Annotated in this window: 22 protein-coding genes, 1 pseudogene and 1 other annotated feature; of the genes and pseudogenes, 4 read left to right on the top strand and 19 right to left on the bottom strand. The window is 35.4% G+C overall.

Annotated features, from left to right (window positions below; translation table 11 throughout):
- Nucleotides 1-190 precede the first annotated feature (190 nt).
- From aceA to trhA, 4 genes and pseudogenes are all read right to left on the bottom strand, one after another.
- Nucleotides 191-1,477, bottom strand: a complete 1,287-nt coding sequence (aceA, locus tag EDD72_RS02635; protein WP_132767075.1) for an isocitrate lyase — start codon at nucleotides 1,475-1,477, stop codon at nucleotides 191-193.
- Nucleotides 1,478-1,503: 26 nt separating this feature from the next.
- Nucleotides 1,504-3,096: a malate synthase A gene (aceB, locus tag EDD72_RS02630; protein WP_132767074.1), complete on the bottom strand. Its 1,593-nt coding sequence runs from the start codon at nucleotides 3,094-3,096 to the stop codon at nucleotides 1,504-1,506.
- 238 nt (nucleotides 3,097-3,334) lie between these two features.
- Nucleotides 3,335-3,461 (bottom strand): annotated as a pseudogene (locus EDD72_RS02625) (branched-chain amino acid transport system II carrier protein); the annotation flags it as partial.
- A gap of 110 nt (nucleotides 3,462-3,571) precedes the next feature.
- Nucleotides 3,572-4,222, bottom strand: a complete 651-nt coding sequence (gene trhA, locus EDD72_RS02620; protein WP_132767073.1) for a PAQR family membrane homeostasis protein TrhA — start codon at nucleotides 4,220-4,222, stop codon at nucleotides 3,572-3,574.
- A gap of 163 nt (nucleotides 4,223-4,385) precedes the next feature.
- Between trhA and EDD72_RS02615 the strand changes: the two genes are divergently transcribed.
- Both EDD72_RS02615 and bioB read left to right on the top strand, forming a co-directional pair.
- On the top strand, nucleotides 4,386-4,937 hold the full coding sequence (locus EDD72_RS02615) for a biotin transporter BioY (RefSeq protein WP_207893621.1): 552 nt from the start codon (nucleotides 4,386-4,388) through the stop codon (nucleotides 4,935-4,937).
- Between the two features lie 26 nt (nucleotides 4,938-4,963).
- A complete protein-coding gene (bioB, locus tag EDD72_RS02610) occupies nucleotides 4,964-5,941 on the top strand; it encodes a biotin synthase BioB (RefSeq protein ID WP_207893620.1) in 978 nt (325 codons plus the stop codon).
- 33 nt (nucleotides 5,942-5,974) lie between these two features.
- Here bioB and proC read toward each other — a convergent pair whose 3' ends face one another.
- From proC to EDD72_RS02565, 10 genes are all read right to left on the bottom strand, one after another.
- Nucleotides 5,975-6,808 carry a pyrroline-5-carboxylate reductase gene (proC, locus tag EDD72_RS02605; protein ID WP_132767071.1) on the bottom strand — a complete coding sequence of 278 codons (834 nt, stop codon included), beginning with the start codon at nucleotides 6,806-6,808 and terminating at the stop codon, nucleotides 5,975-5,977.
- 11 nt (nucleotides 6,809-6,819) lie between these two features.
- A complete protein-coding gene (locus EDD72_RS02600; RefSeq protein ID WP_132767070.1) occupies nucleotides 6,820-8,064 on the bottom strand; it encodes a glutamate-5-semialdehyde dehydrogenase in 1,245 nt (414 codons plus the stop codon).
- Between the two features lie 23 nt (nucleotides 8,065-8,087).
- Nucleotides 8,088-8,894: a glutamate 5-kinase gene (proB, locus tag EDD72_RS02595; RefSeq protein WP_132767069.1), complete on the bottom strand. Its 807-nt coding sequence runs from the start codon at nucleotides 8,892-8,894 to the stop codon at nucleotides 8,088-8,090.
- Nucleotides 8,895-8,950: 56 nt separating this feature from the next.
- Nucleotides 8,951-9,167, bottom strand: a binding site (T-box leader).
- A gap of 110 nt (nucleotides 9,168-9,277) precedes the next feature.
- A complete protein-coding gene (locus EDD72_RS02590) occupies nucleotides 9,278-10,561 on the bottom strand; it encodes a glycoside hydrolase family 18 protein (protein WP_132767068.1) in 1,284 nt (427 codons plus the stop codon).
- A gap of 124 nt (nucleotides 10,562-10,685) precedes the next feature.
- Nucleotides 10,686-11,459 (bottom strand): SDR family NAD(P)-dependent oxidoreductase, encoded by a 774-nt coding sequence (locus EDD72_RS02585; RefSeq protein WP_132767067.1) that lies wholly within the window; start codon nucleotides 11,457-11,459, stop codon nucleotides 10,686-10,688.
- 114 nt (nucleotides 11,460-11,573) lie between these two features.
- The gene (locus EDD72_RS02580; RefSeq protein ID WP_132767066.1) at nucleotides 11,574-12,953 is read right to left on the bottom strand and encodes a HAMP domain-containing sensor histidine kinase; all 1,380 of its coding nucleotides are present in this window, start codon (nucleotides 12,951-12,953) and stop codon (nucleotides 11,574-11,576) included.
- A gap of 121 nt (nucleotides 12,954-13,074) precedes the next feature.
- Nucleotides 13,075-13,422, bottom strand: a complete 348-nt coding sequence (locus EDD72_RS02575; RefSeq protein WP_165894944.1) for a hypothetical protein — start codon at nucleotides 13,420-13,422, stop codon at nucleotides 13,075-13,077.
- 27 nt (nucleotides 13,423-13,449) lie between these two features.
- Complete coding sequence (locus tag EDD72_RS02570) at nucleotides 13,450-14,238, bottom strand: TatD family hydrolase (RefSeq protein WP_165894943.1); 789 nt, start codon at nucleotides 14,236-14,238, stop codon at nucleotides 13,450-13,452.
- Nucleotides 14,239-14,301: 63 nt separating this feature from the next.
- Nucleotides 14,302-14,424 carry a hypothetical protein gene (locus EDD72_RS12925; protein WP_279388080.1) on the bottom strand — a complete coding sequence of 41 codons (123 nt, stop codon included), beginning with the start codon at nucleotides 14,422-14,424 and terminating at the stop codon, nucleotides 14,302-14,304.
- Nucleotides 14,425-14,513: 89 nt separating this feature from the next.
- Nucleotides 14,514-15,116, bottom strand: a complete 603-nt coding sequence (locus EDD72_RS02565) for a lytic transglycosylase domain-containing protein (protein ID WP_132767063.1) — start codon at nucleotides 15,114-15,116, stop codon at nucleotides 14,514-14,516.
- Between the two features lie 468 nt (nucleotides 15,117-15,584).
- Here EDD72_RS02565 and EDD72_RS12465 point away from each other — a divergent pair, with 468 nt between their 5' ends.
- On the top strand, nucleotides 15,585-15,737 hold the full coding sequence (locus tag EDD72_RS12465; protein WP_165894942.1) for a hypothetical protein: 153 nt from the start codon (nucleotides 15,585-15,587) through the stop codon (nucleotides 15,735-15,737).
- Between the two features lie 114 nt (nucleotides 15,738-15,851).
- Nucleotides 15,852-16,394, top strand: a complete 543-nt coding sequence (locus EDD72_RS02560; RefSeq protein ID WP_243643756.1) for a L,D-transpeptidase — start codon at nucleotides 15,852-15,854, stop codon at nucleotides 16,392-16,394.
- A gap of 11 nt (nucleotides 16,395-16,405) precedes the next feature.
- On the opposite strand, the gene EDD72_RS02555 is transcribed toward EDD72_RS02560, so the two are convergent.
- From EDD72_RS02555 to EDD72_RS02535, 5 genes are all read right to left on the bottom strand, one after another.
- Nucleotides 16,406-20,002 (bottom strand): AAA family ATPase, encoded by a 3,597-nt coding sequence (locus EDD72_RS02555; RefSeq protein WP_132767062.1) that lies wholly within the window; start codon nucleotides 20,000-20,002, stop codon nucleotides 16,406-16,408.
- Nucleotides 19,999-21,318 carry an exonuclease SbcCD subunit D gene (locus EDD72_RS02550; RefSeq protein WP_243643755.1) on the bottom strand — a complete coding sequence of 440 codons (1,320 nt, stop codon included), beginning with the start codon at nucleotides 21,316-21,318 and terminating at the stop codon, nucleotides 19,999-20,001. The genes EDD72_RS02555 and EDD72_RS02550 overlap by 4 nt, the downstream gene beginning before the upstream one ends.
- 39 nt (nucleotides 21,319-21,357) lie before the next feature.
- A complete protein-coding gene (locus tag EDD72_RS02545; RefSeq protein ID WP_132767060.1) occupies nucleotides 21,358-22,029 on the bottom strand; it encodes a hypothetical protein in 672 nt (223 codons plus the stop codon).
- Between the two features lie 174 nt (nucleotides 22,030-22,203).
- Entirely contained in the window at nucleotides 22,204-23,937 is a 1,734-nt protein-coding gene (locus EDD72_RS02540) for a phospho-sugar mutase (RefSeq protein WP_132767059.1), read from the bottom strand.
- 141 nt (nucleotides 23,938-24,078) lie between these two features.
- Nucleotides 24,079-25,215, bottom strand: a complete 1,137-nt coding sequence (locus tag EDD72_RS02535) for a glycerate kinase (protein WP_132767058.1) — start codon at nucleotides 25,213-25,215, stop codon at nucleotides 24,079-24,081.
- Between the last annotated feature and the right edge of the window lies 1 nt (nucleotide 25,216).

Genomic DNA, 25,216 nt, shown 5'->3' with positions numbered 1-25,216 from the left:
GTGCTTACGCTTAGTGTCCTCCTCATCCAGACAACAGAAATTCCGTTATCTGGATGAAGAGGTTATTTTTTCTCCCACAATAATTTTACTCATACAACCCAATAAAAACAAGTTTTATCGGGTGGGGTGTAACTAACATCTAAATGGGGAATATACACAATTATCTATAAGCGAAAATCGTGTTATTAGATTATACGGAAACTCTAAATTGCATTTCTTCTGTTGAACCCGTTAATGCAGTAGTAGAAGTTGATCCGCCAGTCACGACCATTGTAATTTCATCGAAATAACCTGCACCTACTTCACGTTGATGGCGTGTAGCCGTATACCCTTTTGCCTCGAGTGCAAATTCACGTTCTTGTAGATCTGCGTATGCAGCCATACCACGATTTTTGTAATCATGTGCTAATTCAAACATGCTATGGTTGAGTGCATGAAACCCTGCAAGTGTAACAAATTGAAACTTATAACCCATTTTACCAATCTCTTTTTGGAAGTTAAGAATCTCTTCATCACTTAACTTTAATTTCCAGTTAAATGATGGCGAACAATTATAAGCGAGTAGTTTACCTGGATATTTCTCATGAATCGCCTCGGAGAATTGTCTAGCCTCTTCAATATCTGGTTTACTAGTTTCAAACCAAAGTAAATCTGCATATGGGGCAAACGAAAGCGCACGATCAATTGCCATTTCGATCCCCCCTTTTATTCGATAAAACCCTTCTTCTGTTCGTTCACCTGTAATAAATTTCTGGTCTCTTGGATCGATATCATTGGTAATTAATTGGGCCGAGTCAGCATCTGTTCTTGCGACAATAACTGTAGGTACACCCATGACGTCAGCGGCTAAGCGAGCAGCAATCAAATTACGAATCGCTGTTTGTGTTGGGATTAGAACTTTCCCACCCATATGACCGCATTTCTTTTCCGAAGAAAGTTGGTCTTCAAAATGAACCCCTGCTGCACCCGCTTCAATCATCGCCTTCATGAGTTCAAATACATTCAAATGACCACCAAAACCTGCCTCTGCATCAGCAACAATCGGCGCGAACCAGTAAATATCGTTTTTCCCTTCTACCGTGTGAATTTGATCTGCTCGTTGAAATGCTTGATTAATTCTTTTTACTACATGAGGTACACTATTGGCTGGATATAAGCTTTGGTCAGGATACATTTGTCCTGCTAAATTCGCATCTGCTGCTACTTGCCATCCGCTAAGATAAATAGCTTTCAGACCTGCCTTTACTTGCTGAACAGCTTGATTACCTGTTAATGCACCAAGAGCAGGAATGTAATCCTCAGTATGCAGCAAATGCCACAACCGCTCAGCTCCTTTTCGTGCTAAAGTGTACTCAATCTGAAGCGATCCACGTAAACGAACGACATCCTCGGCACGATAAGTTCGTTTGATTCCGTTCCATCTGGGATCATTTTGCCACATTTCTTCTATTTTTTTGATTTCTTCTTCTCTATTCATTTTATATAATCCTCTCTTTCTTCAATTTAATTTAAATATTCGTAACCTGGAATCGTTAAAAACTCTTCAAATTCTTCTTGTAGGGATAACCTTTCAAATAATTCACTTGCTTCTTTAAATCTACCTTTTTGATAGGTTGCTTCACCAATCTCTCGTTTGATCTTCTCTAATTCTTCTACCAAAACCGTTTGGAATAGTTCTTTTGTTACCTTCCGTCCATCATCCAAATACCCATTCGGATTATGAATCCACTGCCATACCTGTGCTCTTGAGATTTCTGCAGTTGCTGCATCTTCCATGAGATTGTAAATCGGTGCAGCCCCTTTTCCGCGTAACCATGATTCAATATATTGAATTCCAACACTGATATTGGTACGTAATCCTTGCTCTGTAATCACTCCTTCTGGCACTTCTAATAAATGATGAGCTTCAATTTGAACATCTTCTCTTTTTTTCTCAATCTGATTTTGCTTAGGCATGTATTTATTAAATACTTCCATCGCAACAGGGACTAATCCAGGATGAGCTACCCATGTTCCATCATGACCATCGTTTGCCTCACGAATCTTATCCTGACGAACTTTATCAAAGGCAATTTCATTCGCCTCTGGGTTATCTTTAATCGGTATTTGTGCAGCCATTCCACCAATGGCATGAGCATTTCGTTTATGGCATGTTTGAATGGCTAATAGGGAGTAAGAATGCATAAACGGTACTGTCATCGTCACGACACCTCGATCAGGTAAGATGAGGTCCTTTCGATTTCGGAATTTTTTAATGTAGCTAAAAATATAGTCCCAACGCCCACAATTTAATCCTGCGGAATGATCGCGGAGTTCAAAGAGAATCTCATCCATTTCAAATGCGGCAAAGATTGTCTCGATTAATACCGTTGCTTTAATTGTTCCTTGGGGAATTCCCAATTCTGTTTGTGCAAAAACAAACACATCATTCCATAGTCTTGCTTCTAAATGGCTCTCTAACTTCGGCAGATAAAAATAAGGTCCACTTCCATTCTCAATTAATGCTTTCGCATTATGATAAAAATAAAGACCAAAATCAAACAAACTTGCAGATATAGGTTTTCCTTCAAATAGGACATGCTTTTCTTCCATATGCCATCCGCGCGGACGAACAAAAAGTACAGCTACTTTTTCATTTAATTTGTACTCTTTTCCTTCAGGACTACGAAAACTAATTGTTCTTCTGATTGCATCCCGTAAATTGAGCTGACCTTGTATCATATTTTCCCATGTTGGAGAGTTCGCATCTTCAAAATCAGCCATAAATACTTTTGCACCCGAATTAAGAGCATTAATAATCATCTTGCGATCTGTAGGTCCAGTAATTTCCACCCGACGATCAAGTAATTCTTCAGGAATTGGAGCAATCGTCCAGTTTCCATCTCGAATCTCTTTCGTCTCTGGTAAAAAATTCGGCATCTTGCCTTGATCAATCTCTTTCTGTCTTTCTTTTCGTTGATTGAGTAGACGTTGTCTCGTTTCAGAAAAATTTCTCACCAATTTTTCAAGAAATAGAAGTGCATCTGGTGTTAAAATTTCTTCCACTTCTGAAGTAATTGGCCCATTAATTTGAAGCGTTGAGGTTCCCGTATTCATTTTTTCCTCCTCCTTTTCTTTGTTATATTACAGATTTATTAATTCGTTATTATTATATAACAGACTAATTAAAAAATGAATAGTTTTATTTTAGATTTTCTTAAATTTCTTAATATTAAACCTTTGTTTTCGTTTTGTTATACGAATTTCTAAAAAATAAAACAAAAAAAGTTGCTGAACTGTATTCAACAACTTCAAATGATACATTTCCTAATTCAATTGATTTGCTCAACAAGGCAGCTGTAATATCAACCATACCAAATACTAAAGCAACAATCGCATCCATCGTTAAGTACCCTTCAATAAATCCTTTTAACCGTTAGTAGCATTGGTATTAAGATCTTTCCAATTCGATCAACTAACTTCCAGGCTCTGTATTACATTCAGAATCATATGATAACATTAATCAAAGTAAAAAAATAAATATTATAGAAAATAGTTTAAAGACCACAATCATTGCAAATAATGAACCTTATTACATTGGTAAAATGAAAATCAACATCATGATGAAATGAAGAATCGAACCAACAGCGATAAAAATGTGAAAAATTTCATGAAATCCAAAACGATTAGGAAAGAAGTCGAATATCTTGGTTGCGTAAATAATTGCCCCCATTGTGTAAGCAATCCCTCCAGTTACCATTAAAATTATGGCTCCAACAGGAAGATGATGAATGAGTTGAACAAATGGAATGATAGCTATCCATCCCAAAGTAACATAGAAGGCTGTAGATACATATCTAGGAGCATGAATAAACCAAAGTTTAAGAAACATACCAATTAATGCTAAAACCCAAACAGCGATTAACATTGTTATTCTCCAATATCCCGTTAAACCATAATAAAAAACAGGAGTATACGAACCAGCAATTAGCACATAAATGGCCACATGATCAATTTTCCTCAGGATCAATTCTTTCTGTTTTGTTGTTTTTACCCAATGGTAGACTGTACTGGCACCATATAACAAAATAACACTTACACCATACGTTGTCATTGTGATGAGTTTCGGAACATTCTCTTTCGATAAAATGACGAGAAAAATAAAACCGACTATACCTGCGATAAATGGAACAAAATGTGTTAATGTATTTGCTGGTTCTTTCATTTTAAGAAAATTTTTCATCTTCCTTTGCTCCTTTTAAAGTTTTATCTTTTACAGTTTATTACTTTTGTAAAGAAGAATCAATCTTCTAATTGTTAACCTATATAATATAAATTGTTGACATATAATTTCAACCGTATTATGATAATTCTAAATAAAAGGACAAAATAGGTGGAGATATCCAATGAATACGAGAAATTGGGTTTTTTCAGCCATGATGACAGCAGTTATAGCAATATTAGCACAACTAAGTATTCCAATAGGTCCAGTACCTATCACTTTATCCGTTTTTGGCGTTTATCTAGCAGCTGGACTTTTAGGAGCGAGGATGGGTACTATTTCGATGATTGTTTATATACTATTAGGAGCAATCGGAGTTCCAGTATTCGCTAATTTTTCTGGCGGCATTCACGTTCTGTTAGGGAAAACTGGGGGTTATCTATTTGGTTATATCATCGCTACATATTTTATTGGAAAATTTTTCGAGAAATCAAAAGACAAATCAATACGTTATCGTTCCATACATTTCATTTCTCTATCTTTAATCGGACTAGTGATTATTTATACTTTAGGTGCGATTCAACTTAAATATGTCCTTAATTTGTCTTTTGCCAAAGCTTTTGAATTTGGCGTTGCCCCATTCATCCTATTTGACATCATAAAAATTGTGATTGCCTCAATCATTATCGTCCCAATTAAACAAAGTCTCAAATCTTCAAATCTTTTATTTGAATAAATATGAAATGAGAAATGAGGGATGATATGATTCAACATTTAAAAGAAAAAGTTATATCAGGTTATGAAATTACCAAAGAAGAAGCATTATCGTTGGCACAGATCAAAAAAAACGAATTAGAAGAATTGCTTGACGCAGCCAATGAAATCAGAGAAGCATACCTTGGGAAACAAGTTGATCTTTGTACAATCATCAATGCAAAATCAGGAGGGTGCTCAGAAGACTGTAAATTCTGTGCTCAATCAAGTCATTATCATACCGATATACCTAGATATCCACTTATTCATGAACAAATTGCATTAGAACGGGCAAAAGAAGTAGAACTTCAAGGTGCACATCGATTCTCCCTTGTAACAAGCGGTAAAGGAATTGGGAATCGCGATTTTGCAAAAATTCTAGAAATCTATAAAATATTAAAAGAAAACACTTCGATTCATTTATGTTCATCACTAGGAATTATCTCTTACGAAAAAGCGAAAGCTTTGAAAGAGGTAGGCGTCACAACTTACCATCATAACTTAGAAACAAGCCGACAATTTTACCCTTCAATTTGTGCAACCCATCATTATGACGATCGAATCAAAACGATTAAGAATGCTCAAGCAGCTGGCCTTAATATCTGTAGTGGTGGAATCATTGGTATGGGAGAAACGATGGAAGACCGAATCGATATGGCCCTTGACTTACGTGAGTTGAAGGTTCAGTCCGTTCCGATTAATATTTTGACACCTATTGTTGGTACTCCATTAGAACATGTTTCCCCATTACCAATTGAAGAAATATTAAAGACAATCGCCATATTCCGTTTTATTCTACCATCGTCTCATATTCGTCTAGCTGGAGGGAGAAGGCAATTAGGTGAATCTCAAGCAAAAGGTTTTCAATCAGGAGTTAGTGCAGCTATTGTTGGTGACTACCTAACGACGGTTGGAAGTACAATTGCCGAAGATATTAAGATGTTAGAGCAAATGGGTTTTCAGGTAAAAGAAAAACTTGTCGTCTAATCGACAGTTTCTCTTTTACTTTTTTTTTGATCATTACTGAATTTTCATCATCATTTTCCCAAGTTCTAATGATCGCAATGTAGCTTTTTTTATCGCTTGATCAATGGCATTTTGAAACTGATATTCTTTTAATACTTCTAAACCGGCCATCGTTGACCCACCAGGACTTGTAACTTTTTCTCTTAAAATCACAGGCTCCTCATTTGTTTCTTTTAGCATATATCCCGCTCCAATAATTGTCTGTATAATAAGTTCTCTAGCCGTTTTATGATTGATTCCTAATTCAACAGCAGCGTTCTCCATCGCTTCGACGAGATAGTATAGATAAGCTGGACCACTTCCAGACAATCCAGTTACTGCATCTAATAATTTTTCTTTGACAACAGTAACCGTTCCTATCGCACGTAAGATTGACTGTGCAACTTCAGAATGTTTCTTCTTTGCATATTTCCCTAAAGCAATCGCCGTTGCAGATAACCCAACCATCGCAGAAGTGTTTGGCATTGCACGGATTACTGGTCCATGATGGTGAATAGCTTCTGTAATCGAATCTGTCGTAACACCAGCGATAACGGATAAAATTAATTGATCAGAATGGCTATATGGGTAGATATCCTGAAGGACTTCCCAGATATCTTTTGGCTTTACCGCTAAAATGAGAATCTCAGCTGAAGATATCGTTTGATACTTGTTTACGGGTTGTTTAATTCCGTACATTTTCATTAATCTTTCAATTTTCTGTTTATCGCTTCGATTGATGACTGAAATGTTGCTAGGATCTACAATTTGTTTTTTGATAAGTCCCGCAATCATCGCTTCTGCAATTGAACCCGCTCCTAAAAAACAAATATTTTTCTCCATTTGCATCGTTTTCCCTCCTAACGAATTTGTCCATTACCTAACACCATATATTTATAAGAAGTTAATGCTTTTAACCCCATTGGCCCACGAGCATGAAGTTTTTGTGTACTAATTCCGATTTCAGCACCAAATCCAAATTCAAAACCATCTGTAAATCTTGATGAAGCATTATGATATACAACGGCAGCATCAACAGACTCCATAAATTTTTTTGCATCATTCCGATTATTCGTTACTATTACTTCTGAATGTTTTGTTCCATAGCGATTGATATGTTCTATTGCCTCATCTACATTCTCAACAACCTTTACCGCTAAGATTAAGTCTAAATATTCTGTAGCCCAATCTTCCTCTGTTGCCTGTGTTAGATGGGGAAGCATGGATATAGTTTGTGTACAACCTCGACATTCCACATTTAATTCTTCTAATGAAGTGATGAGTTCAGGTAAATGATTCCTTGCAAAGTCCCTATGAACTAATAAAGTTTCTGCTGCATTACATACCGATGGTCTCTGAGTTTTTGCATTGATAATAATTTGTTTGGCCATTTCATAATTTGCGTCTTGATCAATATATACATGACAATTCCCAGCTCCTGTTTCAATAACAGGTAAAGATGAGTTTTCTACAACATATTGAATAAACTTAGCACTTCCACGAGGAATAAGAACATCAATATACCCATGTAATCGTAACATTCGATCGGTGATTTCATGTCCTTTTTCTTCAATGAGTTGAACGGAAAAAGGTGGGATAACCGTTTTTCTAAGAGCATCATGAATGACTTGAATAATTGCTTTATTTGAATGAATTGCAGAAGAACTTCCCCTTAATAGAATCGCGTTCCCAGTTTTAATGGCTAAACTAGCAGCATCAACCGTTACATTAGGCCTTGCTTCATAAATCATTCCAATTACACCTAATGGAACACGTACTTTTTTAATCCGTAAACCATTTGGTCTTTCCCAAGATTCGATGATCTCCCCAATTGGATCATCTAAATCGATGAGGATTTGTAGACTCTTTACCATCTCTTCAATTCGCTTCTCATTTAGCATGAGACGATCAAGAATACTCTGGCTTAAACCGCTAAATCGTCCATTGTTAAGATCTTTCTCATTTTCCTGAATGATAAATGATCGCTTATCCATTAATTCGTTAGCTATCAATCGTAAGGCTTCATTTTTTTTCTCTGTCGGTATAATCGCTAAGTCTTGTGCTGCAATTTTTGCTTTCTGCCCCTTTATTACTAATTCATCCATATGTATTCCCCCTTTTTTTCTTATTAAGCTTCACTGATTTCTTGATGTAGTAAAGATCTTCCGATATAAGTTCCCTCTCCTTGCCCTTGAATGATGTCTAAGAACGAATATTTCGTTATCGCTTTCCCAATATAGACTCCAACCCCAAAAGATAATGCTAGTTTTGCTGCAGAAATTTTTGATTTCATGCCTCCCGTTCCAAACTTTGAACCATTTTCGCTAGCTATGTCTTCAATTTGTGAAGTAATTTCCTCTAAATAGGTGATTTTCTTCGCGTTTGGATTTGTCCTTGGATCGGAATAATAAAGACCATCAATATCAGTAAGTAATAAGAGTATATCTGCGTGAATGAGTCCTGCAACTAAGGCAGAGAGTTGATCATTATCCCCAAATGTCAATTCATCAATAGCAACTGTGTCATTCTCATTAATAATCGCTATGATTCCATGTTTGATTAACATTGATAATGTTCGATAGGCATAATGATACTGTTTTTGATTTGAGAAATCGTTTCGAGTTAATAGGATTTGAGCAACTGTATAGTGATACTTTTGAAAAGCTTCACTGTAGGCTTGAATGAGTAATCCTTGACCGATCGCTGCCGCAGCTTGTTTTCCTTCAATAGTTTCAGGTCGCTCTTCAAAGCCAAGTAGGTGAAAGCCTGCAGCAACAGCGCCTGAAGATACAAGAACCACTTCATGCCCAGCCTTTAAAAGCTTAATGATTTCTTTGACATGATGTTCTAACTTTTTCTGAGATAAAAACCCATATTGATCCGTTAAAGAACTGCTTCCAATTTTAATAACGATTCTATATTTTTTGGTAATCATTCTCTTCACATCCTAATTACTTTTTCTGGGTAAAATAAAAAACTCTTTCATCCTTAAAAAAGGACGAAAGAGTCTCTTCCGTGGTACCACCTTTTATTGGCTAATCAAGCCCGCTTTCTTCTTTGATAACAGAGAAGAAGCCCTCTGTCCAAGTCATCCTTGGCCGTTTAGGGGCGGGTTCAGTAGTTCTTATGATGGAATCTCCCAGCCAACGAATTCCACTCTCTGAAATCATAATGTTAGCTACCTACTATTCCCCATCATCACTTTTGTGCAAAATTAAAATTTATCCACGTATTGTTTATACTTTATATTATGCTTTAAAGCGTTAGCGAATGTCAAATCTTTTTGTACAAAAAATTTCTGAATTGTAAACCCTTATACTATTTATATTTTTTAATGTTGAAATTATCCTCCAATAATATCCAGTTTTGTGGAAACTCCATTCCCAAAACCCAATAACTGATTCCCCGTAACCGATATTCCTTGATTAAGTCAAATTTAGCTTGCATACTTCTTGCATCTTCAAACCAAACAATATGTTGTTTACCTTGACGATCAAAATATCGGAAAAAAGGTGCCTTTGCTCTTGTGTCATACTGGATAATTGCCCCCATGCGCCAAGCTAGTTGAACGGCTTCTTTAGGACTTAACATTCTAGCAAAAGGACCTCCACTAACATATGGAAGCGTCCAATCGTAACCATATAGTGGGGCTCCCATCATGATTTTGTTTCTTGGAATCACCGTTATGGCATAATCTAATACTTGACGAACATTTGGAATCGGTGCAACAGGCATTGGTGGGCCACCAGACCAACCCCATTCATACGTCATAATGATGACAAAATCAACAATCGCTCCATGTGCACCATAGTCATGAGCTTCGTACAACCTTCCTCTTTGTTCACCGCTTATTTTTGGAGCTAAAGCTGTTGAAACGAGGAAACCTTCTGCTTTGAGTCGCGGAGTTATCTCCCTTAAAAAAGAGGTATATCGATCTCGATCCCCAGGATCTACAAATTCAAAATCGATATTTAATGCGAAAAAACCCCTGTTTCTCATTGTATTGATAACATTTGCAATGAGCCGTTCCCTCGCAGCACGGTTAGTGAATATCGCATGTGTGATCTCCGGTTTGAATGTTCCTTCTGAAAAATTGGTAATCACCATCATTGGTTTGGCTAGGCTATCCCTTAACGCATTTCTTGCAATTTGATCATTAAGTTGTACAAGATCGCCATTTGCTCTAACCTGATAGCTAAAAAGACTTAAATACGTTAGATAACGTTCAGTAGAATTAACGATAGTGCGATCTCGGTCAATTCCTGATGGTTCTAAATACCCGTTCACCTCAATTGTCGTTTTTCTAGTTGTAGTTGGAATCCGTAATCGTAATCCTGGATAAATGAGAGCAGGGTTTGTGATATTATTTGCTTGAATAATACTTTCCATACTGACTCCATATCGTCTCGCTATTACCCACAACGATTCTCCGGAACGAACGATATGAATTCTATCCTGAGTGGGAATAACTAGAGCTTCACCGATTACTAATTGGCTAGGGTTTGTTATTCCATTTGCTCGGATAATCGCATCGACACTAACACCATAGCGACTTGCTATACTCCATAGTGAATCCCCTGGTCTAACTACTGCAATCTCCATACTCAACCTCCTATTCATTTTATATATGGTCTCAATCTAGGTTATTCCCTAGCAAAATAGAAGGTGATTAAAGTCAAGAAAAAAGGCCAGAATTACATTTCTGGTCACAGAGAGTATGATGCTCTTATTTTTGATTCAAATACTTTTCCATCATTCGCTGAAAGGTATTTGGGAATAAATGGAATAGCTTAACACCAATTTGAGCAATGCGTGGGATGGTTTTATCTATTTTTTTATGTAAAATTACATCATATACCTCTAATGCCACTTTTTCAGGTTTTAACATCATCCATTCTACATTTTTGACATAGTTCCCAGAAGGGTCGGCTCGATCAAAAAATGGTGTATCGATTGGACCAGGGTTCACGGTTGAAACAGTAATCCCAAATGAAGCTACTTCTTGTCTTAAACCATTTGAAAATCCAATCACTGCAAATTTACTCGCCGAATAAGCGGCTGCTTTCGCTGTGGCAATCTTACCTGCCACTGAAGCAATGTTAATGATATGTCCACTTTTTTGTTTAATCATCGTCGGTAATACAGCCTTTACACAACGTACCATTCCCAAATAATTGACATCCAACATCTCTTCTATATCTTCTAACTTTGCATCCATTACAGAATCAAAAATTCCAAAACCCGCATTATTGATGAAGATGTCGATTTTGGCATATTTCTGGATTACTTGATTCATTCGTGAAAAAACTTGCTCTGAATCAGTAACATCTAAGGAGAAAAATTCATGCTTTCCCGCAATTTTCGATGATAATTGTTGTAATTTATCCATGGAACGTGCAAAAAGTATAAGGGTTGCACCTTTTTGTGCAAATAATTTTGCCATTTCTGCACCAATTCCACTAGATGCACCTGTAATAACAACGACTTTATCCTTTAACATGTAATCCTCCTGCAACATGGTTACTACGTTTTTTGTCGAATAGATACCGGTTGATACAAATTTTTGTTAATTTGTGCCGTTTTCTGCGCTTGCCTGGGAAATAGCGATCATAAGTTATACTATTTTGGGTAATTTAACAATCATTGTGGTTCCTTTCCCTTCTTCACTAATTACCTCGATTTGACCACTATGGAGTCGGATGAATTCTTTCACTAAATAGAGTCCTAAGCCACTTCCTCCTGTTTTTCTTGCTCTTGATTTCTCCACACGGTAAAAGCGATCCCAGATTCTAGGTAAATCAGCTTTCGGTATTCCAATCCCTGTATCTTGAATTGTAATAATAAGAAATTCTGAATCTTGATCCAAGCTAACATCAATTTTCCCTTTTTCGGTATATTTTATTGCATTCTCTATCAAATTAAAAAACACTTGTTCCATTCTTATAGGATCAACTTTGATATCAGGAATTGGTTTATTTTGAATATCTAGACGAATTTCTAATGCTTTTTCATGAGCAAGGGGAACAACGTGATTCACCACTTTTTCTAATAACTGTTCTATTGAAACCCATTCTTTTTTTACTTGAAATTGCCCCGTTTGTATTTGTGCCATATGAAATAAATCATTGACTAAATGAACGACTCGTTTCGTCTCTTCATGAATGATCTTTAATATTTTTATTTGTTCATCTCTATCTATGATGAGTCCTTTAGCTAGAATATCTGCGTATCCTTGAATATAAGTAAGAGGTGTCCGTAATTCATGAGACACACCTGCTAAAAATTCATTTCTTGTATCTTCATAATATTGAAGTTGTTCACCTAGCTTTTGTATCGATTCCCCTAATTGTCCTAATTCATCTTGTCCTTTCACACCTATGATTTGTTTATAATGTCCCTTTGCCATTTCTGAAGTGGCTTCCTTCATTTTTAATAACGGATTTGTCATTTTTTTTGAAATGAGAATAATCACACCAATCCCAATTAAAATAATACCAATACTTGTGATCAATATAATTAATCGTAATACTTCAACTGTTTCTCTCAGTAATAAGGTTGGGTAATACATAATGACAAAACCTTTTTTCCCTTTCGCTATTGGGGTAAGAGAAACAATATAATTATGTTCTCTCCATTCTTGATTCAATATCCGTTCTTGTGTATAGCTATGGATCGATTTTAAGTAGGAAAGCATTTCTTGATCATATGGATCAGACGATGTGAGTATTTTACCATTTTGATCGGTAATGATAACCTTCGTAACTACGTCTCTTTCCATTAAGTTAACATGATTGATCGTTGCTTGGTCAAATTTATCTTCTAATACCTTTGCATGATTTTCTCCTCTTGAAACAAGATCATTAATCACATAATCGAGTAAAAAATGAGTAAAAAGTTGAAACATCAAAAAACCTAATAAAAATAATAAACTTAAAAATAACCCGCTAAACAGTATCCCGATTTTAACAGAAATTCGATTTATTGACCTAATCATATTACAGCCGTCCAACTCTAGTATTTTTGATCGTTTACCTATGTCAACAGTATAACCTATTTCTTCAATTAGAAACTACAGCAAGAGTATATCTTTTAAATATGAAAAAAGCTTGTAGAGTTTACATCATTAAAATAATAAAAAATACAAAAAAGCCTGACACTGCTGAAACAAATAAGAAATTAATACTCTCAGTAGTGCTATCAACATCATCCTTGCCATCATTTTTATCCATAACAGTTTTACCCATTTGAAAATCGAAGTCTGCTCTTATACCGTAATTTCCAAACAATCCAAAAGCATCTATTGCCATTATCACCATACCGATATAAAAAAAGATATTTTGGTATTTTTCATAATTCCAATTATTATAAAATCCATAACCTAAAACTGCAGTAATAACCACTAAATCAATTACTAAACAATAAAAACCAAATTTTATAAAGTATTTAAATTTACTCAATCTCATAACGCCTTTACTAAATCTATTTAGCAATTATATTGACTCTAAATATAAATGTGAGATATTTTGATTCAGTACATAAACGATATCTTCCTCTGTTAGCTTTTTTAATTTTGCTAAAGTCGATATACTTTCTCGAATCCAAATAGGTTCAGGTATTCTACCATTAAAATTACCTTCTAATGGCCAAGGACCATCTGTTTCTAGTAGAATTTGTGTCAATGGAAACTGTTTTGCAATCATTTGATCCCGTTCGCGAAAAGTAAGCTCGGGAGTAAAGGAAACGGTATAACCCGCTTCAATTACTTTTTTTGTCGTTTCCTTTGATGATTTAAACCAATGAAAGTGTGCCTTTTTCATATTCTCTTCCAATAGGGTCTGTAAGGCAATTTCTGTTTTATCATGAACAGCATGAAGAATAATCGGTACATTTAGCTTTTTGGCTGTTTCGGTAAAAATTTTTAGCAATTCAATATAACCATTTAAATCATTTACACCGAGCTCAGATTGTCGATAGTGGATAATACCCACTTCACCAATTGCAACAATTTTGCTCGATTCCATTTGAATCAAAGCTAATAAATCTAGCAAATCCTTCTCAACTGGTAACTCTTGTTCAGGATGATGTCCCATAGCAATATGAATAAAGTCTGGATACTTCTGTTTCCATTCTAATAGTTCGTAAGAAGATCTTAAGTCTGTTGCAACGGCAATAATTCCCTCAACACCGCCATTTTCCCACTTTTCAAGATAATAGGGAATTTTTTCTTTGGGATATTGATTTAAATGAATATGACTATCCCATATTGGAAAACGATTCAATACTAACAACACCTATCTTTTTCTTATTATTTATTCATTATACCATTTCTCTATAACAATCGGTCAAATTTGAAAATGACGAATAATATCATACAAATCATCCGCCATTTTGCTTAGGGATTCGGTTGAAAGGACAATCTCTTTCATGAAGCGTAATACAACGTATGTTTGTCTAATTTTCCCCATGAAAAATCCCCTCCATAGTAAACAGATTAAATGGGATTCTTTTTTCTGTCTACCATAAGGGGATCATATCAACTCAGACGGAGACTTCTTTATGCATTCATATACCCTAGTACTTTTTGTACATAATTTTGTGTTTCTTTAAATGGTGGGATACCATTGTAGCGTTCTACATTACCGGGTCCTGCATTATAAGCAGCTAGAGCAGTTGGGATATCTTGGTATTTATCAAGCATTTGACGAAGATATTTTACTCCACCTTCAATATTTTCTCTTGGATTAAAAGGATCTTGGACTCCTAGAGATTGAGCTGTCCTTGGCATTAATTGCATTAAACCTATTGCTCCAGCTTTGGATACAGCATTCGCATTAAAATTAGACTCGGCGCGAATCACAGATTGAACCAATTTGACAGGTACACCATATTTCCCTGCCATTTCTTGAATAATGTCTTGAAAATCACCAGATGTGGATGATTCATCTTGAAAAACAGGTGGAATAGAAGTATTGAAAAACCCAGCCGATAGGTTGGATAGTTCCTGAATATCTTGAATGCCCTGTTCTGGAGATTCCAATTCCTTTAGTAATGCTTGATTGAATAAATCATCAAATAATGATTCCGTTTGATCGATGCTACTACCGTTAAGCTCTTTCATCCTCTTCGCATTCAATTGAGCTTGTAATAAACTTTGCATGAATAGATATTTAGAAGAAACGTCTACCAATCGGTTTCACCTCTAAAATAATCATATAAATTAAGGATAACGTATATTTCCATATTGGACAAGAAAAAAGAAGAAATATTCCTTCTGATCTAAATAATCCATTATCTTTTAGGAAGAATATTGTATTTCACAACGGGCTCATTCGTATTGATCTTCTTATTCATTCCTTTGTTCTCTGATTTATCTTTTGACGGCTCCTGTTCATTTAAACACCAATTATAATTTGCACCGATGTTTAACTTGCCAGCTAATTCACGAATTCCTAATGCACCAATATTATTATTTAAGTCGAATTTCTCTACTTCTATTTTGTTGACATATAGCTGTTCAATAATTATTGGAACAAAATTTTGTAATGGATCCTCTTCTTTTTCCTTTTCTAATCATTCCATCCTTTTTTTCGAGATCTACAATCTTTTGTTCCATTACCCATCAAAAATGGTTACACCTCAAATCATTAATTTACTTGTTTTTAAAGTTAATGTGAATGAAAGAAATGACAATCTAAGTATTGGTTCGATTCAGCAAATTGATTCTTTTGTAAGTACGAAAAAAATAATGCTCTTGGCGATCAATTCGGAGATCTATTAACAGTCTTATTCCCAATTAATTTTCTGAATGATATTGATCTCAATGATTCAAATAGTGCGAAAAGTAAATACTAATGGATGGACTGAATATGAAAAGGAGTTTACTGAATAAACTATGAACAGGAACTTTAAAATTTTAACCTTTGTTTTGATCATTATCTACTTTTTTACCTATTCAATATTTGCCAAAGAGCCAACAGAAATAAAAAAGCAAAAAAATAATGTTCAAAAAGATATAGAGATATCCATGCCTGAAGGATATGAAGGTGTTTATCTTGTCATTAATAAAACCCATAATACATTAAAAGTATATCTAAACGAAAGTGTTGTAAAAACTTTTCCTGTTGCAACTGGAAAGAACCAAAGCCTTACCCCAGAAGGTCAATTTAATATTGTAACAAAAGTAAAAAAGCCTTGGTATTTACCAAAAAAAATCCCTGGAGGAGACAAGAAAAATCCTCTAGGGACACGTTGGATTGGATTAAACGTACCAGGGACCAGTGGATACAAGTATGGAATTCATGGTACCAATAACCCATATTCAATTGGTCACCACGTTAGTCAAGGTTGTATACGGATGCATAATAAAGATGTGGAGTGGTTATTCCGTCATATCCCGTTAGGTACCCCTGTTATCATTAAAAGTGAATCAAAATGAATCTTTTTATATTATGCATATTCTATCATGATTTTTGAACCGCTTCCTCGATCATCAGCAGGGATCACCATCACTTTTCGGTGGAGCCTGTTTTTTAATTCTGGAACATGCGAAATGATACCAATGATCATATGTTCAGCATGTAATTTTTCCAAAGTCATCATGACTGTATCCAATAAATCTGTATCTAATGTACCAAATCCTTCGTCTAAAAAGAAAAATTCTAACGGTACTCCACCTTTTAATTGGATTTGTGAAGACAGAGCTAATGCTAAGGCTAAGGATGTTAAGAAAGTCTCTCCACCTGATAATGAACGTACAGGTCTTTTTAACCCTCCATTAAACTCATCAATAATTTGAAAACTACCTTCTTCATCCACTACTAAACGAAAACGATTCCGGGTTAATTGTAGTAATTTTTCAGAAGCGAGTATCGTTATATTTTGCAAATATTCTTGTGCGATAAAATCAATAAAGCTAATCCCCCGTAGTACTTGCGTTAATTCAGATGCAATATCTAATTTCTTCTGTATATCCTTTCTTTGTTTTTCAAGCTCTTTCCATTTCTCATAGTCTTGTTTCACATTTTGATATTCATATTCTTTCTTTGACAATTTCTGCCGAATCTTATTCAATTGTTCTTCTCGTTGTTTTTTATGATCAAGGATCTGATTCCATTCTTCTTCCGTTACTACTTTACCATTAAGCGTAATGATACAAGTTTTCTCTCGCTCCGTTAAGATTTGTTTTCTTTGTTCAAATTCCTTAATCGCTTCACCAAGCTGTTTTAATTCTGCCTCAGAAAGAAAATAACTTTTTAGTTCTTCGATTGATTCCCATTGATTGGCTTGTAAATAGGAATTTAGGTCCTTACTGATCTGTTCCATTTGATTTTGTAAATTGAAATAGACCGCTTGATCTGAACTTAATTGCTTATCGATCTCTTTATATTGGTCTACCGCTTGTTCCCAAGTACTTTTTGCTAGTTGTACTTCATCATTTAATTTTTGTAATTTCTGATCGATCTCTTGAATAAGCTCTTGAGCATAACGACCTCCAGTTAACATAACATATTTATCGTTAATTTCCTTTAAACTTTCCGATTCTGATTGAATGGACTGTTGAATCTGTTCTATCTGTAAACGAAATTGATTCATTGGTTCCAAATAGCTTTTTTCTCGAGTAGATACTTCTTGGAAACGTTTCTCTAATTCTTGGTAACTCTTTTCTAATTCTTCTCGTTTCTGATCAAAATCTTGAATCTGTTGCCGTATCTTCAGCAGATCATCGAGGCTAAAATCAAAGCCCATCTGATTCCATAATTCATGAAGTTGATCCCATTCTTTCTTCATTGGTTCATTTGACTCATGAATCTTGTCTATTTGATTCAGATATAAGTTTTTTTCTGTTGTTAAGAGATCAATACGATGTTTATATTGTTCTAGTTTTGCTTTTTCTTGTTGCAATCTTTCACTAGATTTTCTCTGATTTTCGATAAAGCGTTCTAATTCAACCTTAAGTTGCTCATGCTGTTCTTGGTCTTGATCAAATTTTTTATGCATTTGCTCAATTGTTAAATCCTGATATTCTCGTGGTAATTGCAAAACAAGTTCTTTGTATTGCAAACGGTTTTTGTTGATTTCATCACTCAATTTTTTGATCTGCTCAATGAAATGTTCGATTTGTTGATCAAAGGCAATTTTCTCACTTTTTTTCTTTAAAAGTTTTTCATTTAAAGAAATGATTTGTTCCTTAATCTGGTCAATTTTTTCTGCTTCCATCACAGAATCGGTATTCAAGTGCATTGGAGCTGGGTGAACTGTTGAACCACATACCATACATGGTTGTCCATTTTCTAATTGTTCTGCTAATACAGCTGCATGAATTTCTAGTTGTTTTTTATCTAGTGCGTTTTTTTCTGCTTCTTTTTCCAAGATTTCTTTTTCAATTTGTTGAATTTCTGTATTTAATTCGTTTATAGAGGAGATGAGATTTTCCTTTTTAGTTTGTAGGGTTGCACGTTCTTCTTCGATCTTTGTAATCGTGTCCGAATAATGACGAACTTGTTTGATCAAAAGATCGATTTGCAAAAGTAGTCGATCTAGTTGTCCCCAGTCGGACTCTGTGATAGGTTGATTCATTACAAGTTCTTGGTTTTGTTTTTCAAGTTGAAGGATTTCCTGTTCTATATCCCCTAAAAAACGAAGATCTTTCTCAATTTCTTCATCGATCCGGCTCATTTTTTTATCCAAGTCATCGATTTCTTGGCTTTTCCGTTTTAGATCTTGATCTAAGGATTGAATTTTGTTACGGATTTCCCATGCTTGTTCGATTTGTTTACGTTTCTCAGCTGATACTTGTACTTTTGCTAAATCATCTTTCATCTGAGATAACTGGTTTTGAAGTTCTTCTAATAATAGATGGTCTTCATTATATTTTCTCGTCTGTTCTTTTAGTTCCTCATGCTTTTTATTGTGAGAAAAATTTAATTGCTCTAGTCGCTCTTTGATCGCTTCCATCTCTTTTTCCCATTGTAAAGTTTGGTTTAACAAAATCCGCTTTTCCGTTGAATGACTCTGTTCTTGTTCATATTGAAGCATTAATGTTTCGAACTCTTTTCTTTTCTGTTCCTCTAATTCCTGAGCTTGTTCTAATAAAATAAGGGAATTTTCAATCGATTTCCGATATTGTTCAGTTTGCTTTGCTAGCGACTCGTAGTGTCTTAATGTCGGTTCAATAAAAGAGGCTTTTTCTGCATTTATTTGTTTTTCTTTTAACTGCTTCATTTCCCCTTCTTTTTCATGGAGTAGCTGTAATTGTTCCTGGATTTGCTTTAATTCTTGTTGTAGATTCCAATGACGTTGATATTGCTCAAAATTAACGACGATTTGTTCATATTCATTCGCTTGTTCTTGTAGCGTTTGCTGTATCACTTTGATTTCTTGTTCTAATTGAAGAACATATTCTTCTGTTGCAAAGGATAACATTCCTTGTTTAATCAATACCTCATTGATCTGACTTCTTAATTCGTTTTCATATTTTATGGCCCGTTCTCTTAGTTGTTTTCCATATTCATCAAGATGAAATAATCGTTCTAACATCGGTCTTCGCTCTTGGGCTTTTAATGTAAGAAACTCGGCAAATTTCCCCTGTGGTAAAACCACAGCCCGTTTAAAATCCTTGAATTCTAAGCCAAGAAGGTTTTGAATCTTTCGCGTTACCTCTGTTTCTCGATCAGCAATAGGCACTTCCATCCCATTCTCGTTTTTGAGAAGACGTGCTAAAGAGGTTCGAATCCGCTGTTCTTTGTTACGAATATAGATTCGTTCTACCGTATATCGATCATAATCAGAGCCTGAATGAAGATCAAAAGTGAATTTCACATGGATCCTGTCTTCTTGTTGATTCATAATTCCTACTCGATTCGTCTCACTTCGTTCTACCTCTCCATACAAAGCTAATGTGATCGCATCAAGGATGGTAGATTTTCCACTCCCTGTAGGTCCAAAAATCCCAAAAATGCCGGTATCTGTTACTTGAGTAAAATCGATCGTTTGAGATTTTCGAAAGCTATGTAAACCAGAGATTGTTAATGAAATAGGCCTCATATTTCATTCTCCTCTTCCACTTGTTGATGAAATAATTCGACAAACAAGTCTACTACCTCTTTCCTTGGGGCAGCTCCCATTTTCTGTTGATAAAACCGTTCAAAAAGTTCTCTTGGATCTTTTGAGTAATTTTCTAATCGATTCATTGCCTGTTTGCTTTCAGGAGTGATCACTTTTATATGAATCAATCCTTCATGCATTTTACGAATTCTTTGAATTTCTTCAATCGAAAGCGGATGTTCGACGTGCAATGTTAAATCAATCCATAACGGTTGATTCGCCTCATGATGTAACCAGTTTTCTAATTCACTTACACCACCTTGGATGGTTTTTTGGATCAAGGGTTTGCCACTTGAGAGGAAAATCTCATAATATTCAGCTTTCTCTCTAGGCTTTAAATCCACTATGGTCACAGATTTTTTGTGGTTTGCTTCCGAAAAACTATAAGCTAAAGGAGAACCAGCATAACGTGTAAAGGTGGATGCTCCTTTTACATTTTGCGGGCGATGAAGGTGACCTAATGCAATATACTGCACATAATCTGGTAAATGAGCAGGGTCTACCGTATAAGCTCCACCTACTTGAATCTCTACTTCAGAATCTGTTGCTAATCCACCTTGAACAAAAAGATGACTCATCGCGATAGAGATCGAACTGTCACGATTGAACGATTTTAAAGAAGAAAACCAATTCCGAATAAAGTTAGAATAAGAACTTCTTATTTCTCTCAAATCAGCCTGCTCAGATAATAACTGTTTTAATCTTGCCTCCGATGGATAGGGTAAAGTAAACATGATGACTTTCTCATCTATTGTAGGATGATATAATTCAAACCAACCGACTCCGCTTTGAATCACGCGGATCTGCTTATCTGTTCCTTTCAATAAGGTAGCTTGTACTTGGTCTACAGGTAAACCAAATAAATAAATTCCTTGTTTATCTGCTAAAGGGTGAGCAGCACGGATCCTTTCCGGATGATCATGATTCCCGGAGATGACGACTACCCCCCGTCTTCCATAATTACTTAGACGATGAATCGTCTCATAAAAAAGTTGTTCTGCCCACGCAGGAGGATTGACCGATTGGTAAATATCGCCAGCAATGAGTACAAGATCAATTTTTTCATCCTCAGCGATTTTGCAAATTTCTTCCATCACTTCAATTTGTTCTTGTTGACGATCCCTACCCTCTAACATTTTTCCTAAATGCCAATCCGCTGTATGTAATACTCTCACAACAGCCACTCCTTCTATTAATCTAGCATCTATTGTATCATTACTTTCTAATGATAGTAGGAGTTTCAAAAAAAATATCACGAAAACAGGTACATGTTTTCGTGATATTTCTTTTAAAAATTAAGATTCAAAATATAAAAAACGATTTACTAAGGAAAGTATTTCCCCTACTTTTCGTTGTAGAGTTAAATCAGATTGGACAATTCGCTCAATTTCTTCTTGCTTAATTTCTGAATAAGAATAAGCCCTTCTTAATAAAGAAATCGTTTTCTCATATTCTCCTCTTTCGTATGCAAATAAGGCTAAGTTGAAATAACAGTAAAAAAGTAAACTATTGGTTTTTGAACAATTGCGCAACTCTTCATTTTGGATGATGATATGAATCTGTTGGTTCACCTTTGCTGAATCACCGGCTAAGGCAAGGATTTGCCACATTTGATTATATAAAAATCCCTTGTTAATGAACGGAAAAGTATTCTTATCAAGTTGATTCATTTGATTGATGGCAATATTTAATAGTTCTAAAACCTTTTCCTTATTTTCATCTTGTAACCAATAAAAATTAGCTAAATCAGAAAGAGCCCAAACATAGTGTTCTTCATCTTCTTTTTTGGCTTCATCCAAAATGGATTCCATTAATTTTATTGCTGGTCTGTAGATGTTCATATTTGCTAATATTCGACTAAGTAATGCTCGGTTTTGCCAGTTTTCAAATTCGTCAAATGCTCCATCTTTTAATTCTATAACCTGCTGTACATGATTCACCCAATAACGATATTCTTGCTCATCCACGAGAATCTCATCCTTTCTACGAACCGAAAATCACTCTATCATTTCTTTCTTGCTTTACTATTATGTTTAATAAGTAAAAACTAGTACTAAAAGAACAAGATTGCTTTCGTAATTTCGTTTCTTTAAACATAAAAAAATGCCAGTTCCTTATAGGACTGGCTGAAAGATAAGTGTTTATTTTAAATTGGCCTTTTCTAATACTGTTGCTTTTAACTGACTGAGTCTGAATTGAGATTCTTCACGGGATGGGGTCACAACAGAGAAGTAAAGCTTAATTTTAGGTTCAGTACCAGATGGACGAACAGTAAACCAAGATTGATCTTCCATCACCATTTTAATTACATTGGAATTTGGTAGCGTTAATTTCGATTTTTCTCCTGTCAATAGATCTTGTTTTAGCCCAAGTTTATAATCTTCGATATAGCTGACCCTGATTCCTTGAATTTCTTTTGGGGGATTATCGCGGAAGGAAGCCACAATTTCTTGAATTTTTTGATTACCTTCAATTCCTTTTAATGTGACAGATACGAGATCCTCCATATAATAGCCAAATTCCTGATAGATTTCTTCTAACACATCAAAAAGTGTTTTCCCTTGTTCTTTATAGTAAAGTGCCATTTCAGCGACAATTACAGTAATCTGAACAGCATCCTTATCACGAACAAAATCGCCAACCAGATAACCATAACTTTCTTCATAGCCAAAAATAAAAGTATGACTTCCAGATTCTTGATATTCTTTGATTTTTTCACCAATGTATTTAAAACCAGTAAGGGTGTTTTCTGTAACGACGCCAAATTTTGAAGCAATCGCTTCGCCTAGGTCTGAAGTAACAATTGTTTTGACTAAGGCTGCATTCTTCGGTAAGATTCCTTGATGTGATTTTTGCTGTAATAAATAATATAAGATTATTGCCCCAAGTTGATTTCCATTTAATGCCTGATATTCATCCCCTATTTTCACCAAAACTCCCAAACGATCAGCATCGGGATCTGTCGCCATAATGATATCCGCATTTTTCTCATTAGCAAGTTGAATCGCCAACCTAAACACTTCTCTTTCCTCAGGGTTTGGAGCCTTAACAGTTGAAAACCGCGGATCAGGCAATTCTTGCTGAGGAACGACAAACACATTTTTTAATCCCACATTAGTTAAGATTCGTCTCACGGGTTTATTCCCAGTTCCGTGTAATGGAGTATAGACAATTGTAATATCGTTACCTTTTCTTTGGATGAGATCAAAATTTAATAATAAGGATCTTACCATCCGATCATAAACTTGATCTACTTCATCCGAAATATATGTAATCAATTTTTCAGCGAAAAGTGTTTGGAAGTTTTCCATTTGAACATTTAGAGGATTATCAACCATTTGAATCTCTTGATAGATTTCGTTTGCCATTTCCTCCGTAATTTGATTTCCATCTTGGTTGTAGACTTTATACCCATTGTACTCTGGTGGATTGTGACTCGCTGTGATTACGATTCCTGCGAATGTTTGAAGATAACGCACCGCAAAAGAGAGTAAAGGAGTTGGTCGTAACTCTTCAAACAAATATACCTTAATTTTGTTGGAAGCAAGAACTCTGGCAGCTTCTTTCGCAAAATCTTTAGAAAATTTACGGGAATCAAAAGCAATGGCGACTCCTCTTTGCATTGCTTCATTTCCTTGTTTCAGGATATAATTGGCCAAGCCCATTGTTGCTTTTCGGATCGTATAAACATTCATACGATTAGTTCCAGCGCCAATAATTCCCCTAAGTCCACCTGTACCAAATTCTAGATCCTTGTAAAAACGTTCTTCAATCCCTTCGAGGTTATCCTTTATTGCTTGTAGTTCTTGATAAAGTTCTTTTTCCAAGTTTGGATGATTCAACCATGTTTCATATCGTTTAATAAAATCTTCCACTTTGACACCACCATTATTTAATGAAATTTTGACATTATTTGCCCACTCTTTTAATTGTACTCAATAAAGGCATGAAATCAACAACACAAACAGCAAAAAAGAGGCATAAACATAATTGTTTAGCCCCATTTTTATAAAGTCTTATTTCTTAGCAAAATTCCAAATAGCAGCAATATTTCTTGCTATTTGCGTTACATATTCCTCGGCATTCTCCATCGCATCCTGTAAAGTTGTAACCCGTGGCACAATACTAAATAAAGCGTCAATCCCATGTTCATGGACGACTGTACTATCATTGGAAATGTTACCAGCGATTCCGATTACCGGAATATGATATTTTTTCGCTATTTTCGCGACCCCGATTGGCGTTTTTCCATTAATGGTTTGAGAATCAATCTTCCCTTCTCCAGTAATGACTAAGGATGCACCATGTATGTGCTCTTCCAGCTTCGTTGCTGTGATGACAATATCAACTCCTCGTTTTAGTTCTGCTGAAAGAAAAGCAAGTAATCCTGCACCAAGTCCACCTGCTGCTCCAGAACCTGGAATTTCTTTTACATCTATATTTAAATCCCGTCTTATGATCTCTGCATAATGGTTCAAGTTTTGATCAAGAAATTTAACCATTTCGGGAGTAGCACCTTTTTGTGGTCCGTAGATCGCCGAAGCTCCTTTTGGTCCTGTTAAAGGATTGGTTACGTCACAAGCTACTTCAATTTTAACATTCTGGAGTCTAGTGTCCATTTCTGTAATATCAATCGTAGCTATTTGATACAATGATCCTCCACCATAACCAATCTGTTTTCCTTCTTGATTCAGTAACTTTGCACCTAATGCCTGCGCCATTCCTGCTCCGCCATCATTAGTCGCACTACCACCAATTCCGATGATAATATGATCTACTCCATATTCTAAAGCTGCCAAAATTAATTCTCCTGTACCCCATGTCGTTGTAATCAGTGGATTCCTTTCATCTTGAGGAACAAGATGTAATCCTGAGGCAGCTGCCATTTCGATAACTGCCGTTTTCTCATTTCCGAGAATACCGAAAAAGGCTTCAACTGGTTTTCCTAGTGGACCGGTCACTTCTTTTTTAATGATTTTTCCATTCGTTGCATCGACCAATGATTGAACCGTTCCTTCTCCGCCATCTGCCATTGGAATCTTGATATATTCTGCATTGTTTAGGATATCTTTAAATCCTTTCTCTATTGCATTGGCAACCTGAAGTGCTGTAAGACTTTCTTTAAAAGAGTCTGGTGCAATTACAATCTTCATT

Source organism: Tepidibacillus fermentans (assembly GCF_004342885.1).
Classification (GTDB): Bacteria; Bacillota; Bacilli; order Tepidibacillales; family Tepidibacillaceae; genus Tepidibacillus; species Tepidibacillus fermentans.
The sequence above is the reverse complement of the archived record's forward strand: the minus strand, read 5'-3'. Positions and strand labels throughout refer to the sequence as shown.